We start from the raw sequence: 22,305 nt of genomic DNA on the forward strand, positions 1-22,305 counted from the left end.
CGACCAATATGTCTTATGTCATATGGGAAATTGCTATTTAGTTACGATAAAATTACACCTCTATAATGGTATTTATTTCCTGTATGACATATTGGGAAAACAAATATTATTAAGGAGGTATTTTATTATGGAAAAAAACTCAAAATTATTAAAAAAACTTATGTTGGCAATGCTAGTGGCAATGGGTGTTGTAATTTCACCAATTCTTCGTATTGAAGGAATGTGCCCTATGGCACATTTTATTAACATCGTATGTTCTGTTATTCTTGGACCTTGGTACTCACTGCTATGTGCTACATTGATTGGGGTGATACGAATGTTTTTCATGGGAATTCCACCTTTAGCTTTAAGTGGAGCAGTTTTTGGAGCCTTTTTGTCTGGGACTTTATACAGAATATCTAAGGGGAATTTAATTTGTGCGATTATAGGTGAGGTTATAGGAACTGGTATAATAGGAGCTATACTTTCATATCCTATTATGACATTTATTTGGGGTAGGACAGGACTTACATGGATGTTCTATGTTCCTTCATTTATTATGGGAACACTTATTGGAGGAACAATTGCATTTGTTTTTCTCAAGGCATTAAGCAAAACAGGTATGCTTGCAAAAATTCAGAGAAGTTTGGGGGCAAAATTTTATGACAAACCAAGAACTTACAATAAACAACCTATTGCAAATAAAACAGAGTGTTAAATTAAAGAAACCCCTTATCCACTGTATTACAAATCCCATTTCAATAAATGATTGTGCAAATATGGTTCTTGCTGTTGGTGCAAAACCAATTATGGCTGAACACCCTTTAGAGGTTTCTGAAATTACTGCTGTTTCTAAAGCACTTGGGGTTAACCTTGGTAATATAACGGATAATAGAATGAAATCTATGTTGATTTCAGGTAGAATAGCCTTTGAAAAGAAAATTCCACAAGTAATTGATCTTGTAGGTGTAGGGTGTAGTAAACTTCGCCTAGATTATGCAAAAAAATTCATTTCAGAATGTCATCCAAGTGTTATTAAGGGTAATATGTCTGAAATAAAAGCAATCTGTGGTATAAAAAGTAATTCAAAAGGAATTGATGTTGGAGCATGTGATATTGTAACAGAGCAAAATTCTGATGAAAGTATAGAAATGTTAAAGACATTATCTTTACAAACAGGTGCTGTTATTGCAGTAACAGGAGTGTTAGATATAATAACAAATGGTACTTATACATATTTAATAACAAATGGTTGTGAAATGCTTTCAATGATAACGGGGACAGGCTGTATGCTTACTTCTCTTATAGCGAGTTATATTTCTTCTGGAAATATACTGGATAGCACTGTTCTTGCAATAGCACTTATGGGAATATGCGGTGAACTTTCTCAAAATGTTAAAGGTACTGGAAGTTTCAGAACTGAACTTATAGATAATATGTTTAGTATTTCTGATGATATGTTAATAAAAAAAATAAGATATAAATCAAAACTCCAATAAAGTGTTTGTCTTGGAAATAGACAGGTTTAAAATAACACTAGCTTAGTATATTATTAATATTAGGCTAGTGTTTTATTTTTTGAAAAATTAAGATTTATTAAAAATAAAATATCAAGAAGAATCACTTTCTAAATTGTGGAGGAAATTATGAGAAAAAGGCTTGGAATTATTACATATAGTAAAAAAGTTGGAATTGAATATAAGAATCAAGTATCTAAAGTATTTAACGATACCATTGATATTTTTACATATTCTTTTGAAACAAATAATGTTCAGAAAATTAAAGAAGTAGATGCTGTTCTTATAAGTACATACTCTCAATATGAAGTATTAAAAAAATATATAGATAATAATGTAGAGGTTATCATACCAAAACTAACTCTTTCTAAAAATGCTTTTAATATGCTTAAAGATAGTAAAATTGATAAAACTGCAATGCTTGTAAATCAAAATTTTGAAATGTGTATAGAAACTATTGCAACCTTATATCAATTAGGATTTGATGAATATGAACTAATACCAGTGTATCCAAATATGAATAAAATTCTCAATTTAAAAACTGCTATTATTACTGGTGAAAGGAATCTTGTTCCTGATGGAGTAGATAAAATACTAGATTTGGGGTATAGAGTATTCGACAAAAATACTATTGTTGATATTGCTATTGGACTTAATTTAGAAGATGCACTTACTGAAAAGAGAATGTCAGATTATTTTGAACAAATAGTCTCATATGATAAAGGTGTTGAATTCCTAATAAGTAAATCTAAAACACAAAAAAATCAATTCAATACTCTATTATCAATAATGGAAAAGGGTGTAATTGGTGTTAATGAGAAATGTATAATTGAAAATTTTAATAAAAATGCTAGAAAGATAATTGGAAAAAGCATTAAATATATTGGTACTAATGTTAATGAGATATTACCAGAACTTGGGTTCAAAGAATTTTTTAAGACTAAAAAGCCCATACTGAACAAACTTATTAAGATAAATGGAAATAATATAACACTTTCCATATTTCCTGTGTCTGAATTAAGTACTAATAAAAAGGTAGAAGTTAATGATGGTGCCTATGCAATAATTGAGAGTTTTGAATCACAAGAAAACACTCAAAATATACTGAGATTACAACTTGCTAATAAGGGTCATGTTGCAAAATACAGTGTTGATAATATTATAGGTAAAAGTGGAGCTATTGAGGAAGTCAAAAAATTAGTACTTAGAATGGGAAATTCTAAATCATCAGTGTTGATAACAGGAGAAAGTGGAACTGGTAAGGAGCTAGTAGCTCAAGCACTTCATAATGCATCTCCTATCAAAGAAAAACAATTTGTAGCAATCAATTGCGCTGCACTATCATCAAACTTACTTGAAAGTGAATTATTTGGATATGAGAGTGGAGCTTTCACGGGAGCTTTAAAAGGGGGAAAGAGTGGAATATTCGAATTAGCTCATAAAGGAACTTTGTTTTTGGATGAAATTGGTGAGATGCCTCTTGAATCACAAGTGAAATTACTTAGAGTGATTCAAGAAGGGGAAGTAATGCGTGTAGGTGGAAACAAAGTGATAAAGGTTAATGTTAGGATTATTGCTGCAACTAATAGGAATTTATTTGAACAAGTGGAAAAAGGGCTTTTTAGAAAAGACTTATACTATAGATTAAATGTTCTTCCCATCAATATACCATCTCTCAGGGAAAGAGTTGAAGATATTAGTATATTATTTGAACATTTCAAAAGAGAAAATAACTTTAATTTTGAAATATCAAGTGAAGTTATGGAATTTTTAGAGAGTTATAATTGGCATGGCAATATTAGAGAACTTAAAAATTGCATTGAATACTTTGATAATATTGGGACTAATTTAATAACATTAGAACATCTTCCATTTCATATGAAGCAGTATTTAGACGTTATTAATTTTAAAAAAACATCGGAAACTATTTCAAAATTAAATAAAAGAGAAACTTTTGTTTTGAAACTTTTTTATGATTCATTTAAGAATAGAGTTAAATTGGGAAGACGAAGTATATCTGAAAAAGCATTTGAAAACAATATACATTTAAGCGAGTATGATGTTAGAAAAATTTTAAATGATCTTAAGAATTATGGGTATATTAATGTTGAAGTTGGTCGTGGTGGAAGTACTATTACTAAAGAAGGCATAAAACTTATAGAAGAATAACACTAAGCTAAATGGGTTAATGGGAGAGTATTTCGCCTGTTAACCCTATTAACTCAGTATTGTTTTATAGATATAAACGATTTGTATTATAAAAATAACCATTTAAAGGCTTTGAAATGATTTCGAAAAAGTTGGTATCATATTTGCTTATATAAAAAACAAGGAGATCAAAAAGTTAAAATCATTTCAGATAGTAGTCATTGTTTTTGGAGAAACTGTTTATTAGAGTAAATTGATATAATACAAGGAGGCGTTTTTAGTGTTTAATTATCCAAGGAGAGAAAAATTGGCTTTATTACCAACACCGATTCATAAATTAGAAAAATTAAGTAAATTATTAGGTGGTCCAGAAATTTATTTAAAAAGAGATGATGTTACTGGGAGTGTTGTTGGGGGCAATAAAATCAGAAAATTAGAATTTGTAATGGCTGATGCAATAGATAAGGGATATGATACTGTTATTACTTGTGGAGGTATTCAATCAAATCATTGTAGGGCTACTGCTTTTGTAGCCGCTAAGTTAGGCTTTGATTGCCATGTAGTATTAAAAAAATTTGATACTCCTATAATAGAAGCAAATTTGTTTTTGGATAAGTTAGCAGGGGCAGATATTCATTATATTGATCATGATAAATATGATAATAATCTTGAAGAAATATTGAAGGAGTTACAAGATAAGTTAGCGAAAGAAGGAAAGAAAGCATATATAATTCCTACAGGAGCTTCTTTTGGAATAGGTAACTTTGGATACTTAAAAGCTGCTGAGGAGATAAGTGAACAATGTAAACAAAAGGATATTACTTTTCATTATATAGTAACTCCCATTGGTTCAGGTGGAACATATACAGGTTTATCTTTAGGAAAAAAATTGTATTTGCCTGAAACTAAAATTGTGGGAGTAAATGTTTGTGATGATAGAGAATATTTTGTTAAAAAAATAAAGAAAATATGGAAAGAAAGTTTTGCATTTATGGATGTGGAAATTCCATTAGTTGATGAAGATATCAATATTATTGATGGGTATGGAGGCATAGGATATGCTAAAAGCACACAGGAAGAACTAAAATTTATTACAGATATAGCTAGATTAGAAGGAATTGTATTTGATCCTGTTTATACAGGAAAGGCTTTGTTTGGACTTGTAGATCAGATAAAAAAAGGGAATTTTAAAAAGGGAGAAAAAGTACTGTTTATTCATACTGGTGGTATTTTTGGAATATTTCCAAAGAAAGATATGTTTCAGTTTGAAAAATAAGCATGATATAGTTTAAGAGAATAATTGTTTAAAGTGGATAAGTTTTTGTGACAATGAATTATAACCAAAACTTATCTGCTTTTTATATCCTATAGAAATACAGCAGCAGAAACTACAGAGGAATATTACAGGGAAGAAATGCGTAAAAGGCGAGAGCTTTTGACGCATTTTTTTATGTTGAGTTAATTATATGATTAATATATAAATTTGTAGTAAAGGGCTACACAAGAGGATTTTTGCTCTTACAACTTAATTGTTTAGAATGTGTTGAAATGTTATAATATGTATTATATTGTATAAAGTTGAAAGTGATGTTTTGATAGGGAGGATATGATGATAGTCTGAAGTTTTAAGAATCTATTAAATGAAATTAATTATAACTATAACGGGAAGTAGAGATGGACATACAGTTTACACAGAACATAGTCTTTTTTGTTAAGATGCTATTATATTTAAATATAAAAATTACAAATCTACTGAAAATAATATATTTGCAGCTTTTAATAGTTACCTTAATGAGTGTGGTGAATCCACTTTATTCATTAAATTAAAAATATAAGCAATAATTGAAATCTATATATTGTGAAAAATAAAACCAATTTTTACTGAGCAATATTTATTATAAATATAATATTTATTAAATTTTCCAGGAACGGAGTGTTCATTATACCTAACTGTTGAACTACCTACATGGTCACAATCAAAACATATCAGAGAATTATCTTTCTTTAAGAAGATAATTTTAATGTTGACATCATTTATGCCACTTCCAATATTCAACTCAACATCCTTTATTTTACCTTTAATAACTTCTAATCCATAATTAGTATCAAAATGTAAATCAACAGACACCCGTTCTTTTATACTTTTATCAAATAAATTTAGCAAGAACGGAAACTCATTATCAGGAGTCATTGTTTGCATTTGTGTAGCTAAATACTTATTAAAGTGGTCATTATTTTTTCTTAATGAAATAATCATTGTTTGTTACCTCTCTTATTTTACAAAATATTTCATAATTGTAATAATAATTAAAACAATAAAGTTACATTATGTAAATTTATATCTATATGATATACTTTATTTGGTTAATTGTAAATATAAAAGAAAATAATGGAGGATAGTAATAGTATGTCAGCAGATAAAAGTATAGATAATATACAAATTGATATTTTAAAGAATGCTGAAGAAGAGAAAAATGATATAATGTTGAAGGACGAAAATATAAAATTAACTTTTAAATTAAAGAATAATGTCAAATGTTCAGTTGAAGGCTGTAATCATATTGCTGAATATGCTACATTTTTATTTAAAGAATACAAATATGGAGTTACAAGTTATTGTATAGATAATACATGCCCTTATCTTTGCTCAAGACATATGAAAGATAATGAGGAGAGTTGTATTGGAAATCGTGAACCTGAAATAACTGTAAAATATAAATATACAAATAAAAATAATATGGTGGGGTATACCAAGTATTTTAAGTTGGAGATTAAGTTTGGATTGAAAATACTCGAGGAACATTGCAAAGATGATTATTTAAATATATCAAAAGATATAGAGGCATTTGTAAATTTAATTGTTCACGAAGACTTAAGACTACCTTTAACTATAGGAATTTTTGGAGGTTGGGGAGCAGGAAAGACATTTTTTGCTGATTCCTTAGTTAAAATGATAAAAAGTAATTTAAATGATAAATGTGTGATAGTTCCATTTAATGCGTGGAATTATTATGATTCCAATATAGTTGTTAATTTAGTCTACAAAATATTTGATACTATAAACAATAAGATACGAGAAATAAAACACGATGATAACAATAATGAATTTTTAAAAGAATTAAATCATTATAAGGAATTTTTGAAAGAAGACAAATTCAATAATATTAAAGAACTTAATCATAAGATATCAATCCTAGAAGAAAATCTAAAAAACAACAAGAAAAAATTGATAGAGCATATTATTAATAATATAAGTTCTGTAGTAGGAGAAATAGATGAATTTAAGTCATTATTAAATCAGGCTAATGATATTAATGACAATATTAGGGAATTAGAACAGGAATTTAAAAAGGTTGTAAGTCTTATTTCAGTTATAAAAGAAAATTATAAAAGTGTCATTTGGATAGCTATTTTGGGAACAGTAATATCAGTAAGTTTACCTCTACTAAAATATAGTAAAATTCATAGCGGTATTTCTGAAATTCTTACCTTTATATTAGTTGGCGTTAAACTAACAGTCAAATATATTAGTAGAATCACCAATAATAAATTATTAAAAAAAGTATTATCTGAAGTAGGACCAAATATACAAAGAATTAACGATAGAGAGAGTTGTCTTACGATATTAAAAAGTAAAAGAAATAAAAGAGAATGTGAATTTAATCAATTGAATGATGATAATATAACAATTAGTTTTTTAAGAGATTATATTATGAAAAAATTAGCTACAAACGGTTATAGAGATAATATGGGATTTATTAATACTGTAAAAGAAGATATAGATAATTTAAATAGTATTATTAATACTAAAGTTATAAATGATAAAGAATTAAACTTAAATAAAATAATATTAGTTGTTGATGATTTAGACAGATGTCCAGAAGAAAAAGTTGTACAAGTATTACAAGCTATACAATTATTACTCTCAACAGATATGTTCATTGTCATTCTAGCAGTAGATTCAAAATGGATTGATAATTGCATTACAAGTATATATGATAAAATGATCAATAATAAGAAAAACAATAATGAAAATAAGAATTTTTTTGCTATTAATTATTTAGAAAAAATTATACATATTCCATTTTGGATAGAGCCATTAAGTATAAGAAATTCGTCATCTTTTATAAAAAAATTAGGTGAAGAAATAACTTTTAAAATAGATAATGATGCAAGTGATGATTTAACTGAAACAATCAGTGATGAAAAAGAAAATAAAACTAACATAAAAGAAAATAAATACAATGAAGATGTAAAATTCAGTATGGATGAAGTTGCCAGCGGTAAAAATGATGAGGATAGTGAAAAAAGAGGGGAAGATAATTTAATCACGATAAGTCTAACTGATAATGATATAAATTTAATTTCAAAAATAGATTTTCTTTTTGATAATACTAGCCCAAGAAAGATTAAAAGATTTTTCAATACAGTTCTTCTTATAAAGTACAAGCATTATTATGATGAAAATATGTATCGCCTATTATTAACGGGAGCTGCTAGTATAATATTAAAACCAAATATATTTTGTGAGTTTTATAAGGATATATTTGGGGATAGTATTGGGAAAGAAACAGAAAATGCATCAGATATTATTAACGAGCAAATTCAATCTGAAAAGTATAAAGCTATAAACATTAGAAATATCGTATTATCTAAATTTAGTAAATATGTGAAGCAGAATTTTAGTCAAGTTACGATGAAGAAATTCGAAGATATAGTTTATGAAGCTTCAAAATATACATATTATCATGGAGAAATATTTCAATATAAATTACAATAATAAATATCATAAACTTCCAATTATCCATACAATTGCACAGGTTATGTTTATTCTTCAAAGAGACACAATATTAGGTGTCTCTTTGGTTCAGTTAAACATCATTGCAAGGGGGTTAGAGTTTACAGCGGATTGTAGTTGATGCTCATCAATATGGGTATAGATTTCAGTTATTGCAACGCTTTCATGACCGAGAATTTGCTGTAGAGAGGGAATATCTACTTTACCGTATTTATACATAAGAGTAGCAGCTGTATGACGAAGTTTGTGAGTTGATATAGATTTTGGATCAAGTCCAGAAGAAATAACATATTCTTTGACAATATTTTGAATAGCTCTTGTAGTAATACGGTTATTGTTTCTAGATATAAATAAAGCATTGGTATTGACATCAATTGCATTTCTAATATGTAACCAATCATTAATAGTTTTTTTAGCAGCGGGCGTTAGAAAGATTTTACGTTCTTTATTGCCCTTTCCCACTACAGATAAAATATCATTATTTACTTGATCTATGTTTAAACTAGCAAGCTCAGATAATCTTAATGCGCAGTTAAGAAAAATAGTAATTATACAGTAATCTCTAGGAGATTTCTTACATTTAAGTAACAAGCGAACAGATTCTTCTAAGTTAAGATATTTAGGTATTCGTTTTGGTAATTTTGGGGTTTCTAATTCTTCAGCAATATTATTATCAATGAGATGAGCTTTAGTTTTAAGATATTTCCAGAATTGACGTATGGATACTATTTTTCTAGCTCTAGTTCCAGGTGAAGAATTTAATGATTTTTGGCAATAAGAAATAAAAGAATACATATCATGCAGAGTAATAGATTTTATAAATTCTAAATCTGCCTGAGCAAAGTTTTCATCAATAATAGGAATGTTACGTAAGTTCATAATAAAGTTGAAAAACATAAGTAAATCAGTACGATATTTTTTAACTGTATTATCAGCACGACCTTTAATCACAACAAGGTAACTTAAATATTGTTCAACTATTGGACAAATTGTGTTAGATTGCATATAATCACCTCTTGGCTATAGTTTTAACAGATTTTAGAAATTATAAACAAAGTAAAAATTTATGATTTGAAGAGAAGTAAATATTGGCCAACTTAGGTTCGCAAATAATTTAAATTTGAAGGTTATTTATGAATTTGAGTTCAACAAAAGATATGACATAAAATACTAATCAACATAAAGAGGAGTGAATTAAATGAGTTTTTTTGATTCCATAGGATTAGCGGATATGGAAAAGATTCATTCTCAAACTATAGCATGGTTATTCTCCAAAGATTGCGATGCTATGAGTGAAAAGGAGAAATTAGCAGCATTATCTGCAATAATATCTAGAAAAGAAATTGGAGAAATATTCAATGTATACACTGAATATAAGAATATTGATATAGTAATTGAAACAGATAATAAAGTAATTGCGATAGAAAATAAAGTAAAGTCAAATCAGCATTCAAATCAATTAGAAAGATATAAAGAAATATTAAATGAAGATTTTAAAACAAAAGATAAAGTATATATTTTTTTGACATTAATACCTGAAAAAGCAGAATCAAAAGGTTGGGAAAATACATCCTACGAGTTATTAGTGGAAGCTCTGGAAAATCAAATTATCAAAGAAATAGAAACAAAAACAGTAGATAGAGTTATAGCATCTGAATATATAATAACCGTCAAAAGAATGGTTGAAGTTGTAAAGTCTTTTGAAAGTGATCATAGAAAATTCAAAAATGTATTTACTGATGGTACATTAAAAAAATTTGAAAAAGAAAAAAAGAAGAAAGAAGAAAATTATTCAAAAAATCAAATTTATATACTAAATAATCAACTTGAAACCATTCTCCAAAAAAGATTTTTTAATAAGATATTATGTGAATTCAAAAAAAGAGAAATAATTCAAGGAAGTGTAAGCGAAACACGAGGAAATGCATTAATTCATATTTCTTTAGAAAAGAGATTGGAATATAATGGACATTTTTTTGAAGTAGGCTATCAAATACAAAATAATACGATTAAATTCATTTTTCAAGCTGAAACAGAGAGTTATTATAAGTCTAAAAAAGAGTGGTTAACAGAAGATGTGATAGATAAAATGGAAAAATTAAAGCAACATATGGAGTATAAAAAATTAAATAAACCTACTAAACATGCTTATATATCAATTTCAAAAAAACTTGATATAAATATATGGGAATATGATTTTAATGAATTAATAGATGCTCTTTACAGTGAATATAAAAAAGCAGGTATTCATAAAGAAAAATTAATAAGTAGCATAATTCAATAGCGTATATGAAGGAGAATTTTTATGTCATTTGAAAACATGGTATATTCAAGTTTATATAATTGGTTAGGTTATGGTCAATTGGATGGACGTATTTGGTTTGTTGGGACAGAAGAAGGTGGAGCAGAAATATGGCGCAATGAGACTAAGAGCTTAGAAGAAAGTCTTGCTTTGAGGAGTCAGTATAAGCTTTCGATGGATTTCAGATATGTTTGGGAAGAATTATATGATATACCATTAGAAAGTTTTAAGGGATCTTGTGTGTGGAGATTTATGGCTGCATTTTTATTAGCATTAGATGGGAAACAACCTAACAAAATCAATATAAATAATTATGTTTTTGAAAGAAAACTACTTGGAAGATATAATTCAGGACATTTTATGTGTGAACTGTTACCTTTACCTAAGAAGAGTAAGGATTCGATGTTACCTTATGATTCTATTTGGGATTCAACATCCGTGTATCACGAAGAAGTTTTATCAAGAAGATTTGAAATTATAAAGAATACAATAGCAAGCAAAAAAAGTATTGAATTAATTATTTCCTATGAAAAAATACTTACGGATAAAGTTTTAGATTATTTTAAGACTAAATTGATAGCAAATTGGATGTATAAAAAAAAAAAATATTCATTATATACAATAGAAATAAATGAAGATAGAAAAGTACACTTTCTTTCAACTCCGTTTTTGGTAATGGCCAAATAAGTTATGATGGGATTTATAAAGCAGTTAAAAACGTACTAGAAGAAATTTCAGATACTGATTTTAATTATTTTGATGAAAAATTAGAATTCATGTCTAGTAATATAGTAAAAGAAAACAAGAGTATATCAGCTGATAAAAGTAAAGATTATTATTTTGAAGATTATGCAGAAAAAATTATTAGTCAGATAGGTTCAATATTGGGCAACTCTTTTAAGCCTAAATATAATAAAACAGGAGTTACTTATAACGGACATAAAGGGAAAATTTTAAAGGTAGTGAAGAAACGAAAACATTTAGAAGTTGAATTTAATGTTCCTGTAACAAACTTACCTGGCTTAATAATTTTAAATGAAAAAGAGAGAATAGAAAAGAAAATGGGAAAATGTCAGTGGATTTACAAAGGTGATGATATATCAACAGTTTTGAAACTGGTTGAGGAAGCAGCTGAAAAATATTAATAATACGTATTTATAAAATATAATTCAGTTTCTTATTATCCATATACCCACAATTCCCAAAATAGTAAGTGTCTACCACCACACTTACTGCCTTTTCTATAATCATAAAAAAATCTAATAGCGGCATCTACAATATCCTGATACTTAATATAAGGATCATCATAAATAAAGCACTTAAGTTCATCCAGCATTTTAACTGTAGAAGGGCTTAGTTTATAACTGCTATTAACTGATATGGAATCATCTATAGTTTGTTTTGAATAAGACATCTGCGAATATTTATACTATTTCAATTGATTGCCATGAGAGCTAAATTTCAAAGTTAAAATAAGGAAGAAAAGCTATAATAAAGATTATTAATTAGAAATACAGACGTTATCAGATGAGTTGAAATTATTGCATAATATTGCTAATATAAATCTAAGAAAATAAATATTAGATTGGAGAAAAAATGAAGCAGAATTCAACAAATAGAAAACTAAACGTTGTAGCAATGATCTTAGGTATATTAGCGGCAATTCTCCTTGGAACGTTACCACTGGTTAGAATGGTGGTGTCGCCAGATACCTCTGTTATGATATTAACAGTAGGGGGAGTGTTCTTTGTATTAGCAATGACTGTGATGATTTTGTTATTGTTATTAAGCCCACAGCTTATTTTAAAACTTACTGCATACCTGTTACCTACGCTATTGTAATGATTGGCTATATGTTATATAAGCTAAATGTACATAACATTTTTAAAACGATGTTAGGCGTTAAAGTTGCAAATCCTGAACAAGTTTTTAGCTCGACAGCTTCTGTAGGGTCATTATCTATGATACTTCATGGTGGTGTATGGGTTTGTTCGATTCCCCTTATTGTAGCGGCTATTATAAAATCAGTGAAGTTAAATAAAAGGAATCATCAAGATTTTTCTGATTTTCATATGGAGAAGGGCATTATTGTAAAAGTAATAGATACTCATACGCGTATTAATAAAACAAAAGCATATAAAATTTCTTTAAATATCCCTTATTATCAAGGGGAAGAATATGAAGTAACCAAAGAATTTTTAGTACCAGCCCACATTTTACACACAATTGCCATTGGCAATGAAGTAAACTTAAAAATTAATCCAAAAAAAAGAGAAGATGTTTATATTCAAAGTGAATATGGAATTTTATAAAAAGGATAAATCATGAAAACAAAGGTAGTAAAATTCATTAGTTATTAGTTATTAGTTATTAGTTATTAGTTATTAGTTATTAGTTATTAGTTGTAGGAGGTTTAACTGTATGCGTAGGCACATGACCAAGGAAGAGTTTAATCTTATAGAGGAAGAATATGAATATAGGAATACAACGTTGCGTATGCAAATCGCCAAAGAAAAAATGATAGCTGCACAGTTTGGTGATAGATCTGAAAATGCAGAATATAAAGCTGCAAAGCAACGTTATTATCAAAACAATAAAAGGCTAGGTTTTTTAAGAAGGTTAATGAATTCAGCGATAATAGTAAGTAAAATAGTAGATAAAGATGTAATAGGTGTAGGCGATAGAGTTAAATTAAAATTGAATAATGAGTTAATGACTATAAGGTTAGTAACTACGGTAGGTTTAGATGTTCTTGAAGAAGATATGGTAAGTATAGATTCAGCAGTAGGAAAGTTAATAAGAGGAAAGCGTGTAAGTGATACAATTAATAGTACTGATTTTAAGATAGTCATAATAGGGTTAGAGAAGTAGCAGCTTAAATGGCAATTTGAAAGTCAGGTGAATTATATGAACAAACAACGTAACAGTTTAGTTTTGCTAATACTCCTTATGGCATTTATGTCATTAACATATATTTTTTTTATATCTGAAAGTAAAAATAGTGTTGCTAGTTTTGCAAGCAATGGTAATCTCAATCTTAAAAATTGGGATTGGAGTAAAGATGAAATTGTTGAGTTGAATGGTGAATGGAGTTTTTATCCTAATTTATTGAAAGAGGATATAGATGTAAATAGTGTCCCCAAAATTGAAAAAGTACCCGGTTCATGGGAAGATTATACAGATATACATCTTTCACCGTATGGATTCTGTACATACAAGCTGAAAGTCTATGGTCTGAAACCTTTAGAAATCTATGGTGTTGAATTGTCGGATGAAGCTACGGCATATAATTTGTTTGCCAATAACAAAAAAATTGCATCAAATGGTGTTGTCAGTAACAAATTTAAAACATACACGCCTCAGTGGAATCCGATAACAAGTGTATTTGAAACAGATGAAAACGGTGAAGTTGAATTGATTATGGAAATTGCTAATTTTGATTATTATACGGGTGGTTTTTGGAACAGTATAAAAATTGGTAAGGTTGAAGACATATTATCTTATTCAAATAAAAACAAAATGATAGATATGTTTATCTTCTCCACAGTATTTATTATAGGTTTATTTAGTTTGGGATTATTTTTTATATATCGAAAAGATAAAACAACATTATATTTTTCGGTTTTATGTTTTACTAACAGTTTCAGAACATTGCTGATAAATCAGCGACTTATTTCTGATATGCTTACCCAATTGGATTGGCATATGCTTACAAGATTAGAATTTCTTACAGCCTATATACTTTTACCTATTTGGGGGTTATTTATTGTTCATTTATTTGAAATTAAAAAATACTCAATATATATTAAACGTTTTTTTTATTCTTACATCCTCTTTTGTTTTTTTCTTACATTCATTACACCAAACAAGGTATATTCCTCTTTTATAGAACCTAACAAATGGTTGTCTATTATATTTACATTATATTTTTTATTTTGTGTTGTCAGAGCTAATATTAATAGGCAAGAGGGAGCAGAATTAATGCTTTACGGTGTATTTGGAATAATCGTATCGATGTTGCAAGAAATCTTCATAAGAGGTCCGGTGTCATGGTTACCTTTTGGTTCTCTTAACTTTGTTATTTGTTGCTTTCTTATTACACTTCAACAGTTTTTAAGTATCATTAGAAAAAATGATATTCTTGAAGCAAAAGTAATTATAGATCCATTAACTGGTTTATATAATCGAGCTTATATTAACAAAATAGAGAATGCTCTTTTTAGTAAACAGAAAAACCAAAATAAATATCTAATGTTTCTTGATCTTGATCGTTTTAAATATATCAATGATACCTTTGGCCATAAAATCGGAGATTTTGTCTTGCAAAAAATGGGTCAACGATTGAGAAATGTGTTAAAAACTACAGATATCATCTGTCGTTATGGCGGCGATGAATTTATTATAATTGTAACAGCTGAAAATAATGATGAAATCGCAAAAATTACATATAGAATTATTAACGAAGTCAAAAAACCTTTTGTAAAAGATGAAAATGTTTATTATGTCGGTATAAGTATAGGAATCACCAAGAGCAATGAAAAATTAAATAACATTGAATCTCTTATTAAGAGTAGTGATGAAGCAATGTATAAAGCTAAAAAAAACGGTGGCAATCAATACTATTTATGGGAGTAAATATAATGAAATCATTCTTGGAACACTTCCAATTCTCAAATAATATAATAATATTTAGAGATGTATTTGGAGGTTTTTATGAAAAATATAGATGAATCAAGCAACGATTATTTAACAACTGATCTTGGAGTTCCCGTAAGTAATAATCAAAACTCCTTAACTGTAGGAGAAAGGGGTCCGGTGCTTTTACAGGATATTCACTTGATAGAAAAGCTAGCTGATTTTAATAGAGAAAGAATACCTGAAAGAGTTGTACATGCTAAAGGTGCTGGTGCTCATGGATATTTTGAAGTCTATCAACCTATGGGTAAATATACAAAGGCTAAATTTCTTCAGCATACTAAGAAGAAGACACCTGTTTTTGTGCGATTTTCTACCGTTATAGGTTCAAAAGGTTCTGCAGATACAGCACGCGATCCTAGAGGGTTTGCAGTAAAATTCTATACAGAAGAAGGAAATTACGATTTAGTAGGAAATAATATTCCTGTATTTTTTATTAGGGATGCTATGAAATTTCCAGATCTTGTTCATGCTTTCAAACCTGCCCCAGATACTAATATACAATCATCTAGTAGAATTTGGGATTTCCTTTCTAATACTCCAGAAGCAACTCATATGATTACCTGGCTTTTTTCAGATAGCGGTACAATAAAGAGCTACAGAACAATGGAGGGTTTCGGTGTTAATACTTATATATGGGTAAATGACAAAGGGAACAGATGTTATATAAAATATCATTGGAAGCCTGTGCTTGGTGTTAGCAACATAACAAGACAAGAAGCTGAAATATTAGCTGGACTAGATCCTGATGTTGCCACAAGGGATTTATACGATACACTTAATAATGGGGAAGTAGTAGAGTATATATTATATGTACAAATGATGGACATTAAAGATGAGTTTAATCAGGATTTTGATCCATTAGATGCTACAAAAGTTTGGCCAGAAGATAAATTTCCTCTTATGAAAGTTGGAAAAATGACATTGAATAAAGCACCTAAAAATTTCTTTGCAGAAGTTGAACAATCAGCTTTCTGTACTGCTAATATTGTTCCAGGAGTTGAAATTTCCAATGACAAATTACTACAAGGAAGGGTTTTCGCATACAAAGATACTCAACGATATAGACTTGGAATAAATTTTACAGAACTTCCTATAAATAGACCTAAAGTCAAAGTAACGAACTTTAATCAAGACGGGTTTATGGACTATTATGCCAATGAAGGAACTGTTAATTATGAACCAAATACATTAAATCAAGGATATCCAAAGGAAGCGCCTAAATCTCCTTCACAACCTCAATATGTTGAAGGAGATATAGTAAGAAAAACAATACCTTTAACCAATGACTTTCAGCAGGCAGGAGAGAGATATAGATCCCTAAAAAAAGAAGAGCAGGACCATTTAATAGAAAATATTATAAATGATTTATGGACTGTAGATAAAAAAATTCAATTAAAGGCAATATGGAATTTAACCCAAGCTTGTAGAGAATTTGGTGAAAGAGTAGCTAAAGGGCTTAAGATAAAGTATTAAAAAAAATTAAGCAGGAAGACTAATTTTAAGTCACCTGCTATTTTTTATTCTTCACTTATGGATGGTTTTTTTAAATTACATTTCCTGTTATCTAAAGTATTTAGATTGATATGTTGAGTGATTTTATCCTTAGGGGTATCCATGATAAATGAGTCCAAGTAAATTCTTCCTTCTGGAGAATTTGCTACAGCATAAGAGAGTTTATTTGTTTTTAAAAGAACCCACGTATACCCACTATGCAGTACTTTATCTAAATCTTCTTTATCAATTAAAGTCTTTGATTTTTCTTTGCAATATTTATCTTTTAATAGAATTTCAATGGTTTCAGTATCGGATTCTTTATACTCATTAATACCATCGTTTTCATTGTAAACTTCTAAATTACACTTTCTGTTATCCAGTGTATCACCATTACAATGGCGAATTTGAATTTTAGGATGTGTACCAAGAATAAAAGAATGTAGAGTTTGTTTTTCATGTTTATTTTTACCATCTACATTACAATTACTTATGTTTTGAGCTAAATAATTGTTAAAATTTTTATCCCATTGTGGAAACCAAGCTCCTTTAGAGATTACGCGTTGTAAGTCTTCACTATCTATTTTAGTATGTATAATTGAACCATCTTTTTTAGTTAATGTTAAATAAGCAACGTTTTCTTTAATTTCATATTCATTTTCTTTAATTTCATATTTCTTTTTTATGATAAGCACCTCTTTCTTTTGATATATGACAAATTTGAAGTTGCTTTTTAGTATCTCTTAAAAATAAATTTTTTAATTTTAAGATGCATAGTATATCAAATTTTTCATAGTATCCTATATTATATCACATTTAGATAAGCTTTAAAATAAAACAAATATTTGGACTGATAAATTTAAAATCTAATAAATCTTAAATTTATATACGAGATAATATTATATTGCTTCAAATTTCGACAAAAGAGAATCTAAAGTCTGTTAACAAGTCATAATTATGCATATGCACTAAACATATTGACTTGACAGAATATTCAGAAACCTGTAGAATAAAATCCATAAAACGACACAATTCGTTCGAATATTTGCTATCATATTAAGTTATAATAATGCTAGAACGAAAAATTCTTCAATAATTGAATTATATAATATTTTTTTATAGAACGTTGTTATGGGAGGTGTTGCATGAAATCTCTACAGTTAGATGTTCCTTTTTATGATACATATTTATTTCATGAGGGTAAACATTTTAGAAGTTATGAATTCTTAGGAAGTAAACCAATAGAGTATGATAATACATATGGTGTTCAATTCAGAGTATGGGCACCTAATGCAGTAAATGTCAGAATTGTTGGAAATTTTAACAGGTGGGATGGTACAGATTATGAAATGTACAAAGAAGAATCTGGTTTCTGGGCTATCTTCATATCAGGAATAAGTGAAGGCGATATATATAAATATGAAATTTTCACGAAAAACAATGAAGTTATACTTAAAAGCGATCCATACGCTTTTTATTCAGAGATGAGACCCAATACAGCATCTGTTATTGTGAATATGAATAATTACATTTGGCATGATAAAGACTGGATTGAACAAAGGAGCAAAAAGAATATATTTGAAAATCCAGTTAATATATATGAAGTACATCTTGGTTCTTGGAAAAGAGATGAAAATAATAATTTCTATTCATATAGAGAAATAGCTGATGAACTTGTGGAGTATGTAAAAGACATGGGTTATACGCATATAGAAATATTACCTGTAACAGAACATCCTCTAGATGGGTCGTGGGGGTATCAAACAACAGGATATTATTCTATAACAAGCCGTTTTGGGAAACCAAATGATTTTAAATATTTTGTAGATAAGTTCCACGAAAATGGGATAGGAATAATATTAGACTGGGTACCAGGACATTTTTGTAAAGATGCACATGGTTTATATAAATTTGATGGAACACCTCTTTATGAATATGATAATTCTAAATTAAGTGAAAACTATGATTGGGGAACTGCCAATTTTGATTTAAGTAAACTTGAAGTTCATAGTTTTTTAATTTCAAATGCAGTATTCTGGTTTAAAGAATATCACATTGATGGTATTAGAGCTGATGCAGTAGCAAATATGCTCTATCTTACCTATGGAAAGAAGGAAAATTCTCCAATTAGAAATAAATATGGCGGTAATGAAAATCTTGAAGCAGTAGATTTTATAAAAAAACTGAATAAAGTTATATTTGAATATTTCACTAATTTGTTTATGATGGCTGAAGAATCTACTGCATGGCCAATGGTAACTGGGCCTACAGACTTAGGTGGATTAGGTTTTAACTATAAATGGAATATGGGATGGATGAACGATATGCTTAAATATATGGAGACGGATATTATCAACAGAAAAAGTTATCAAAAGCTTATTACATTCCCACTAATGTATGCTTTTTCAGAAAATTTTATTCTGCCTCTTTCTCACGATGAGGTGGTTCATGGGAAAAAATCTCTTCTTAATAAGATGCCAGGAAGTTATGAGCAGAAGTTTAAAGGAATAAGACTTTTCTATGGATATATGATGTCACATCCAGGGAAAAAGCTTTTATTTATGGGTGGAGAATTTGGTCAATTTATAGAATGGCGATATGATTGTCAATTAGATTGGGAGATATTAGATTATCCAAGCCATGATAGCTTAAAAAGGTATGTTAGAGATTTAAATCACTTTTATCTAAAGGAAAAAGCATTATGGCAGCAGGATCACACTAGTGAAGGTTTTTGCTGGATTGACCATCAAAATTATAGTCAGAGTATAGTATCCTTTATAAGAAAAAGCAAGGACAATGATGATTTTATAATTATTGTATGCAACTTTACTTCTATATTATATCAGGATTTTAAGGTTGGTGTACCAAGATTTACTAATTATATAGAGGTGTTAAATAGTGATAGGGACATTTATGGAGGAAACAACTATTTAAATACTGATGATATCCATCCTATTAGAGAAAAGTGGAATAATCAACCCTATCATATAAACATAAAAATACCACCCTTATCAACAATTTTCATAAAACCAATATTTTTAAAATAGTTTAACATTAAGGAGGCATAGGAAATGTATAAAAAAGAAATGATAGCAATGATATTAGCCGGTGGACAAGGAAGTAGACTTAAAAATTTGACTAAGAATATTGCTAAACCTGCTGTACCTTTTGGAGGAAAATACAGAATAATAGATTTTCCTCTTAGTAATTGCTCAAATTCAGGTATAGATACAGTAGGAGTTTTAACACAGTATCAGCCTCTTGTATTAAATGCTCACATAGGTTTAGGAAGTCCGTGGGATTTAGATAGGAATCACGGAGGAGTTACACTACTTCCTCCGTATATGAGTGCTTCAGGTGGAAATTGGTACAAAGGAACAGCAAACGCTATATATCAAAACATTAAATTTGTTGATTCTTATGATCCTGAGTATGTTGTTATATTATCTGGAGATCACATATATAAGATGGATTATTCAAAGATGCTTGAATACCACAAGGAAAAACAAGCAGATGCAACTATATCAGTTATTGAAGTTCCGTATGAAGAAGCAGGGCGTTTTGGAATAATGAATACTTATGAAGATAATTCTATTTATGAATTTGAAGAAAAACCTGAGAAACCTAAAAACAATATGGCCTCTATGGGAGTGTATATATTTACATGGAAAACACTAAAGACTTTTTTAAAGGAAGATGAAAAGGATCAAAGTTCTAGCAATGACTTTGGAAAAAATATAATTCCTAAAATGTTAAATGAAAATCAGAGACTTTTTGCATATCCATTTGATGGATACTGGAAAGATGTTGGTACAATAGAGAGCTTATGGGAAGCAAATATGGATTTGTTGGAAGAAGATAATACGCTAAATCTTTTTGATAGAAGTTGGAAAATATATTCTGTAAATCCCATAAAACCGCCTCAATATATTGGAAATAATGCAAAAATTGAAAATTCAATAATAACAGAGGGTTGTATTGTACTTGGAGAAGTTATCAATTCTATTCTGTTTCCTGGTGTTTATGTGAGTAAAAATACTAAAATAATGAATTCTGTAGTAATGCGCGGTACTCAAATTGGTACTAATGTTATTATTGACAAATCAATAATAGGAGAAAAAGTTATAATCAGAAGGAATAACGTTATAGGAAATTCAAAAGATATAGCAATTATAGAAAATAAAAGTAAAATAAAATCAAATTTTACATCTGAATAGAAATAATAAATAAGTAGAGGTGATATTATGCTTAATAATTATATGGGAGTAATAACTTTAAATGAAAATCAAGTTGATATAAGAGGACTAACAACTAACAGACCACTTGCTTCAGTTCCTATAGGAGGAAGATATAGAATAATAGATTTTGTTCTTTCTAATATGGTAAATTCAGGTATAGTAAATATAGGTATCTTTAACAAAAATGACTCAAGATCACTTATTGATCATTTAGGAAAGGGTAAACCTTGGGATTTAGATAGAAAAATTGATGGTTTATTTTTATTTAATTTTAATATAGCCAATTCTAATAATTCGGATATGAAGATTCTAGAAAATTATATGGAATATTTTCATAGAAGTAAGCAGAAGTATGTTATCTGGGCTTCTTCGTATATGCTATGTAATATAGATTTAGAAGAAGCTGCTAAAAAACATGAGGCTTCAGGAAAAGAAATAACAGTAATATATAAGACTGTTAACAATGCAGACAAGAGTTTTTATAATTGCGACATACTAAATATTAATCAAAATAATATAGTTCAAAGTGTTGGAAAAAACCTTTGTGTTGAAAAAAATGCTAATATCTCCATGGAAATTTTTATAATGAAGAAAGAAACTCTTATAAATCTTATATATAAATGTATTAAGACCGGAAAGTATGTAACACTAAAGGATTCAATATACAAAAATGTTAAAGATATTAATGTAAATGCATATGAATTTCAAGGATACTGTGAATGTATAAATTCAATTAAGCTGTATTATAAAGCAAACATGGATATGCTAAATCTAAGTGTAACTGAGGATCTATTTAATAAAAATCGACCAATTTATACAAAAATAAAAGATGAACCGCCAACAAAGTATACTAAAAATACCAAAACTTCAAATTCACTTATTGCAAATGGATGTATTATCCAAGGAACAGTTAATAATAGTATAATATCAAGAAATGTTCATATTCACAAAGATGCAGTCATTACAAATTGTATAATACTACAAAGCTGTAAAATTCATAGAGGAACAAAATTAAATAATGTTATCATAGATAAAAATGTTATAGTTGAGAAAAATACTGAGTTGAAGGGTACACCAGAATTTCCTTTGCTTATAGAAAAACAAAAAACTATTAACTCACACTAAAAAAATATA

General features: G+C 28.4%; 20 protein-coding genes. 16 read left to right on the top strand and 4 right to left on the bottom strand.

All coding sequences use genetic code 11. The annotated features are described in order from the left end of the window. The first annotated feature begins 127 nt into the window (after window positions 1-127). The 4 genes from thiW (at window position 128) to OW763_RS05755 (ending at window position 4,920) form a co-directional block, all read left to right on the top strand. The gene (thiW, locus tag OW763_RS05740) at window positions 128-697 is read left to right on the top strand and encodes an energy coupling factor transporter S component ThiW (RefSeq protein ID WP_268040124.1); all 570 of its coding nucleotides are present in this window, start codon (window positions 128-130) and stop codon (window positions 695-697) included. Beyond that, window positions 675-1,478, top strand: coding sequence for a hydroxyethylthiazole kinase (gene thiM / locus OW763_RS05745; protein ID WP_268040639.1), 804 nt, complete (start codon window positions 675-677; stop codon window positions 1,476-1,478). The genes thiW and thiM overlap by 23 nt, the downstream gene beginning before the upstream one ends. A 147-nt stretch (window positions 1,479-1,625) precedes the next feature. Then, window positions 1,626-3,665 carry a sigma-54 interaction domain-containing protein gene (locus tag OW763_RS05750; protein WP_268040125.1) on the top strand — a complete coding sequence of 680 codons (2,040 nt, stop codon included), beginning with the start codon at window positions 1,626-1,628 and terminating at the stop codon, window positions 3,663-3,665. A gap of 259 nt (window positions 3,666-3,924) precedes the next feature. After that, window positions 3,925-4,920 carry a D-cysteine desulfhydrase family protein gene (locus OW763_RS05755; protein ID WP_268040126.1) on the top strand — a complete coding sequence of 332 codons (996 nt, stop codon included), beginning with the start codon at window positions 3,925-3,927 and terminating at the stop codon, window positions 4,918-4,920. A gap of 573 nt (window positions 4,921-5,493) precedes the next feature. Here the strand turns inward: OW763_RS05755 and OW763_RS05760 are convergent. Continuing rightward, window positions 5,494-5,901 (bottom strand): hypothetical protein, encoded by a 408-nt coding sequence (locus tag OW763_RS05760; protein ID WP_268040127.1) that lies wholly within the window; start codon window positions 5,899-5,901, stop codon window positions 5,494-5,496. Between the two features lie 150 nt (window positions 5,902-6,051). Here OW763_RS05760 and OW763_RS05765 point away from each other — a divergent pair, with 150 nt between their 5' ends. Next, entirely contained in the window at window positions 6,052-8,424 is a 2,373-nt protein-coding gene (locus OW763_RS05765) for a P-loop NTPase fold protein (RefSeq protein WP_268040128.1), read from the top strand. Window positions 8,425-8,511: 87 nt separating this feature from the next. Here OW763_RS05765 and OW763_RS05770 read toward each other — a convergent pair whose 3' ends face one another. Next, window positions 8,512-9,447, bottom strand: a complete 936-nt coding sequence (locus OW763_RS05770) for a tyrosine recombinase XerC (RefSeq protein ID WP_268040129.1) — start codon at window positions 9,445-9,447, stop codon at window positions 8,512-8,514. Window positions 9,448-9,640: 193 nt separating this feature from the next. On the opposite strand from OW763_RS05770, the gene OW763_RS05775 reads away from it, so the two are divergent. The 3 genes from OW763_RS05775 (at window position 9,641) to OW763_RS05785 (ending at window position 11,889) form a co-directional block, all read left to right on the top strand. Then, window positions 9,641-10,726, top strand: a complete 1,086-nt coding sequence (locus OW763_RS05775; RefSeq protein WP_268040130.1) for a PD-(D/E)XK nuclease family protein — start codon at window positions 9,641-9,643, stop codon at window positions 10,724-10,726. Window positions 10,727-10,747: 21 nt separating this feature from the next. Continuing rightward, on the top strand, window positions 10,748-11,431 hold the full coding sequence (locus OW763_RS05780) for a hypothetical protein (RefSeq protein WP_268040131.1): 684 nt from the start codon (window positions 10,748-10,750) through the stop codon (window positions 11,429-11,431). 89 nt (window positions 11,432-11,520) lie between these two features. Continuing rightward, window positions 11,521-11,889, top strand: coding sequence for a hypothetical protein (locus OW763_RS05785; RefSeq protein WP_268040132.1), 369 nt, complete (start codon window positions 11,521-11,523; stop codon window positions 11,887-11,889). Between the two features lie 35 nt (window positions 11,890-11,924). On the opposite strand, the gene OW763_RS05790 is transcribed toward OW763_RS05785, so the two are convergent. Beyond that, complete coding sequence (locus tag OW763_RS05790) at window positions 11,925-12,158, bottom strand: hypothetical protein (RefSeq protein WP_268040133.1); 234 nt, start codon at window positions 12,156-12,158, stop codon at window positions 11,925-11,927. 182 nt (window positions 12,159-12,340) lie between these two features. Between OW763_RS05790 and OW763_RS05795 the strand changes: the two genes are divergently transcribed. The 5 genes from OW763_RS05795 to OW763_RS05815 all read left to right on the top strand — a co-directional run bounded on the left by OW763_RS05795 (window position 12,341) and on the right by OW763_RS05815 (window position 16,915). Next, window positions 12,341-12,586 carry a hypothetical protein gene (locus OW763_RS05795; protein WP_268040135.1) on the top strand — a complete coding sequence of 82 codons (246 nt, stop codon included), beginning with the start codon at window positions 12,341-12,343 and terminating at the stop codon, window positions 12,584-12,586. A gap of 11 nt (window positions 12,587-12,597) precedes the next feature. After that, a complete protein-coding gene (locus OW763_RS05800) occupies window positions 12,598-13,056 on the top strand; it encodes a hypothetical protein (protein ID WP_268040136.1) in 459 nt (152 codons plus the stop codon). A 109-nt stretch (window positions 13,057-13,165) separates the two neighbouring features. After that, window positions 13,166-13,615: a GreA/GreB family elongation factor gene (locus tag OW763_RS05805; RefSeq protein WP_268040137.1), complete on the top strand. Its 450-nt coding sequence runs from the start codon at window positions 13,166-13,168 to the stop codon at window positions 13,613-13,615. Window positions 13,616-13,651: 36 nt separating this feature from the next. Further along, window positions 13,652-15,379: a diguanylate cyclase gene (locus OW763_RS05810; protein WP_268040138.1), complete on the top strand. Its 1,728-nt coding sequence runs from the start codon at window positions 13,652-13,654 to the stop codon at window positions 15,377-15,379. Between the two features lie 78 nt (window positions 15,380-15,457). Continuing rightward, on the top strand, window positions 15,458-16,915 hold the full coding sequence (locus OW763_RS05815) for a catalase (RefSeq protein WP_268040139.1): 1,458 nt from the start codon (window positions 15,458-15,460) through the stop codon (window positions 16,913-16,915). A gap of 44 nt (window positions 16,916-16,959) precedes the next feature. Here the strand turns inward: OW763_RS05815 and OW763_RS05820 are convergent, their stop codons facing one another. After that, window positions 16,960-17,628 (bottom strand): hypothetical protein, encoded by a 669-nt coding sequence (locus OW763_RS05820; RefSeq protein WP_268040140.1) that lies wholly within the window; start codon window positions 17,626-17,628, stop codon window positions 16,960-16,962. A 450-nt stretch (window positions 17,629-18,078) separates the two neighbouring features. Between OW763_RS05820 and glgB the strand changes: the two genes are divergently transcribed. Genes glgB through glgD form a run of 3 tightly spaced genes read left to right on the top strand, consistent with a single transcriptional unit; the run spans window position 18,079 to window position 22,296 of the window. Continuing rightward, on the top strand, window positions 18,079-19,980 hold the full coding sequence (glgB, locus tag OW763_RS05825; protein ID WP_268040141.1) for a 1,4-alpha-glucan branching protein GlgB: 1,902 nt from the start codon (window positions 18,079-18,081) through the stop codon (window positions 19,978-19,980). A gap of 24 nt (window positions 19,981-20,004) precedes the next feature. After that, window positions 20,005-21,150, top strand: a complete 1,146-nt coding sequence (locus OW763_RS05830; protein WP_268040142.1) for a glucose-1-phosphate adenylyltransferase — start codon at window positions 20,005-20,007, stop codon at window positions 21,148-21,150. A 27-nt stretch (window positions 21,151-21,177) separates the two neighbouring features. Then, window positions 21,178-22,296: a glucose-1-phosphate adenylyltransferase subunit GlgD gene (gene glgD, locus OW763_RS05835; protein ID WP_268040143.1), complete on the top strand. Its 1,119-nt coding sequence runs from the start codon at window positions 21,178-21,180 to the stop codon at window positions 22,294-22,296. The last annotated feature ends 9 nt before the right edge of the window (window positions 22,297-22,305 follow it).

The organism is Clostridium aestuarii, from assembly GCF_026735135.1.
In the GTDB taxonomy this organism is placed as follows: domain Bacteria; phylum Bacillota; class Clostridia; order Clostridiales; family Clostridiaceae; genus Clostridium_H; species Clostridium_H aestuarii.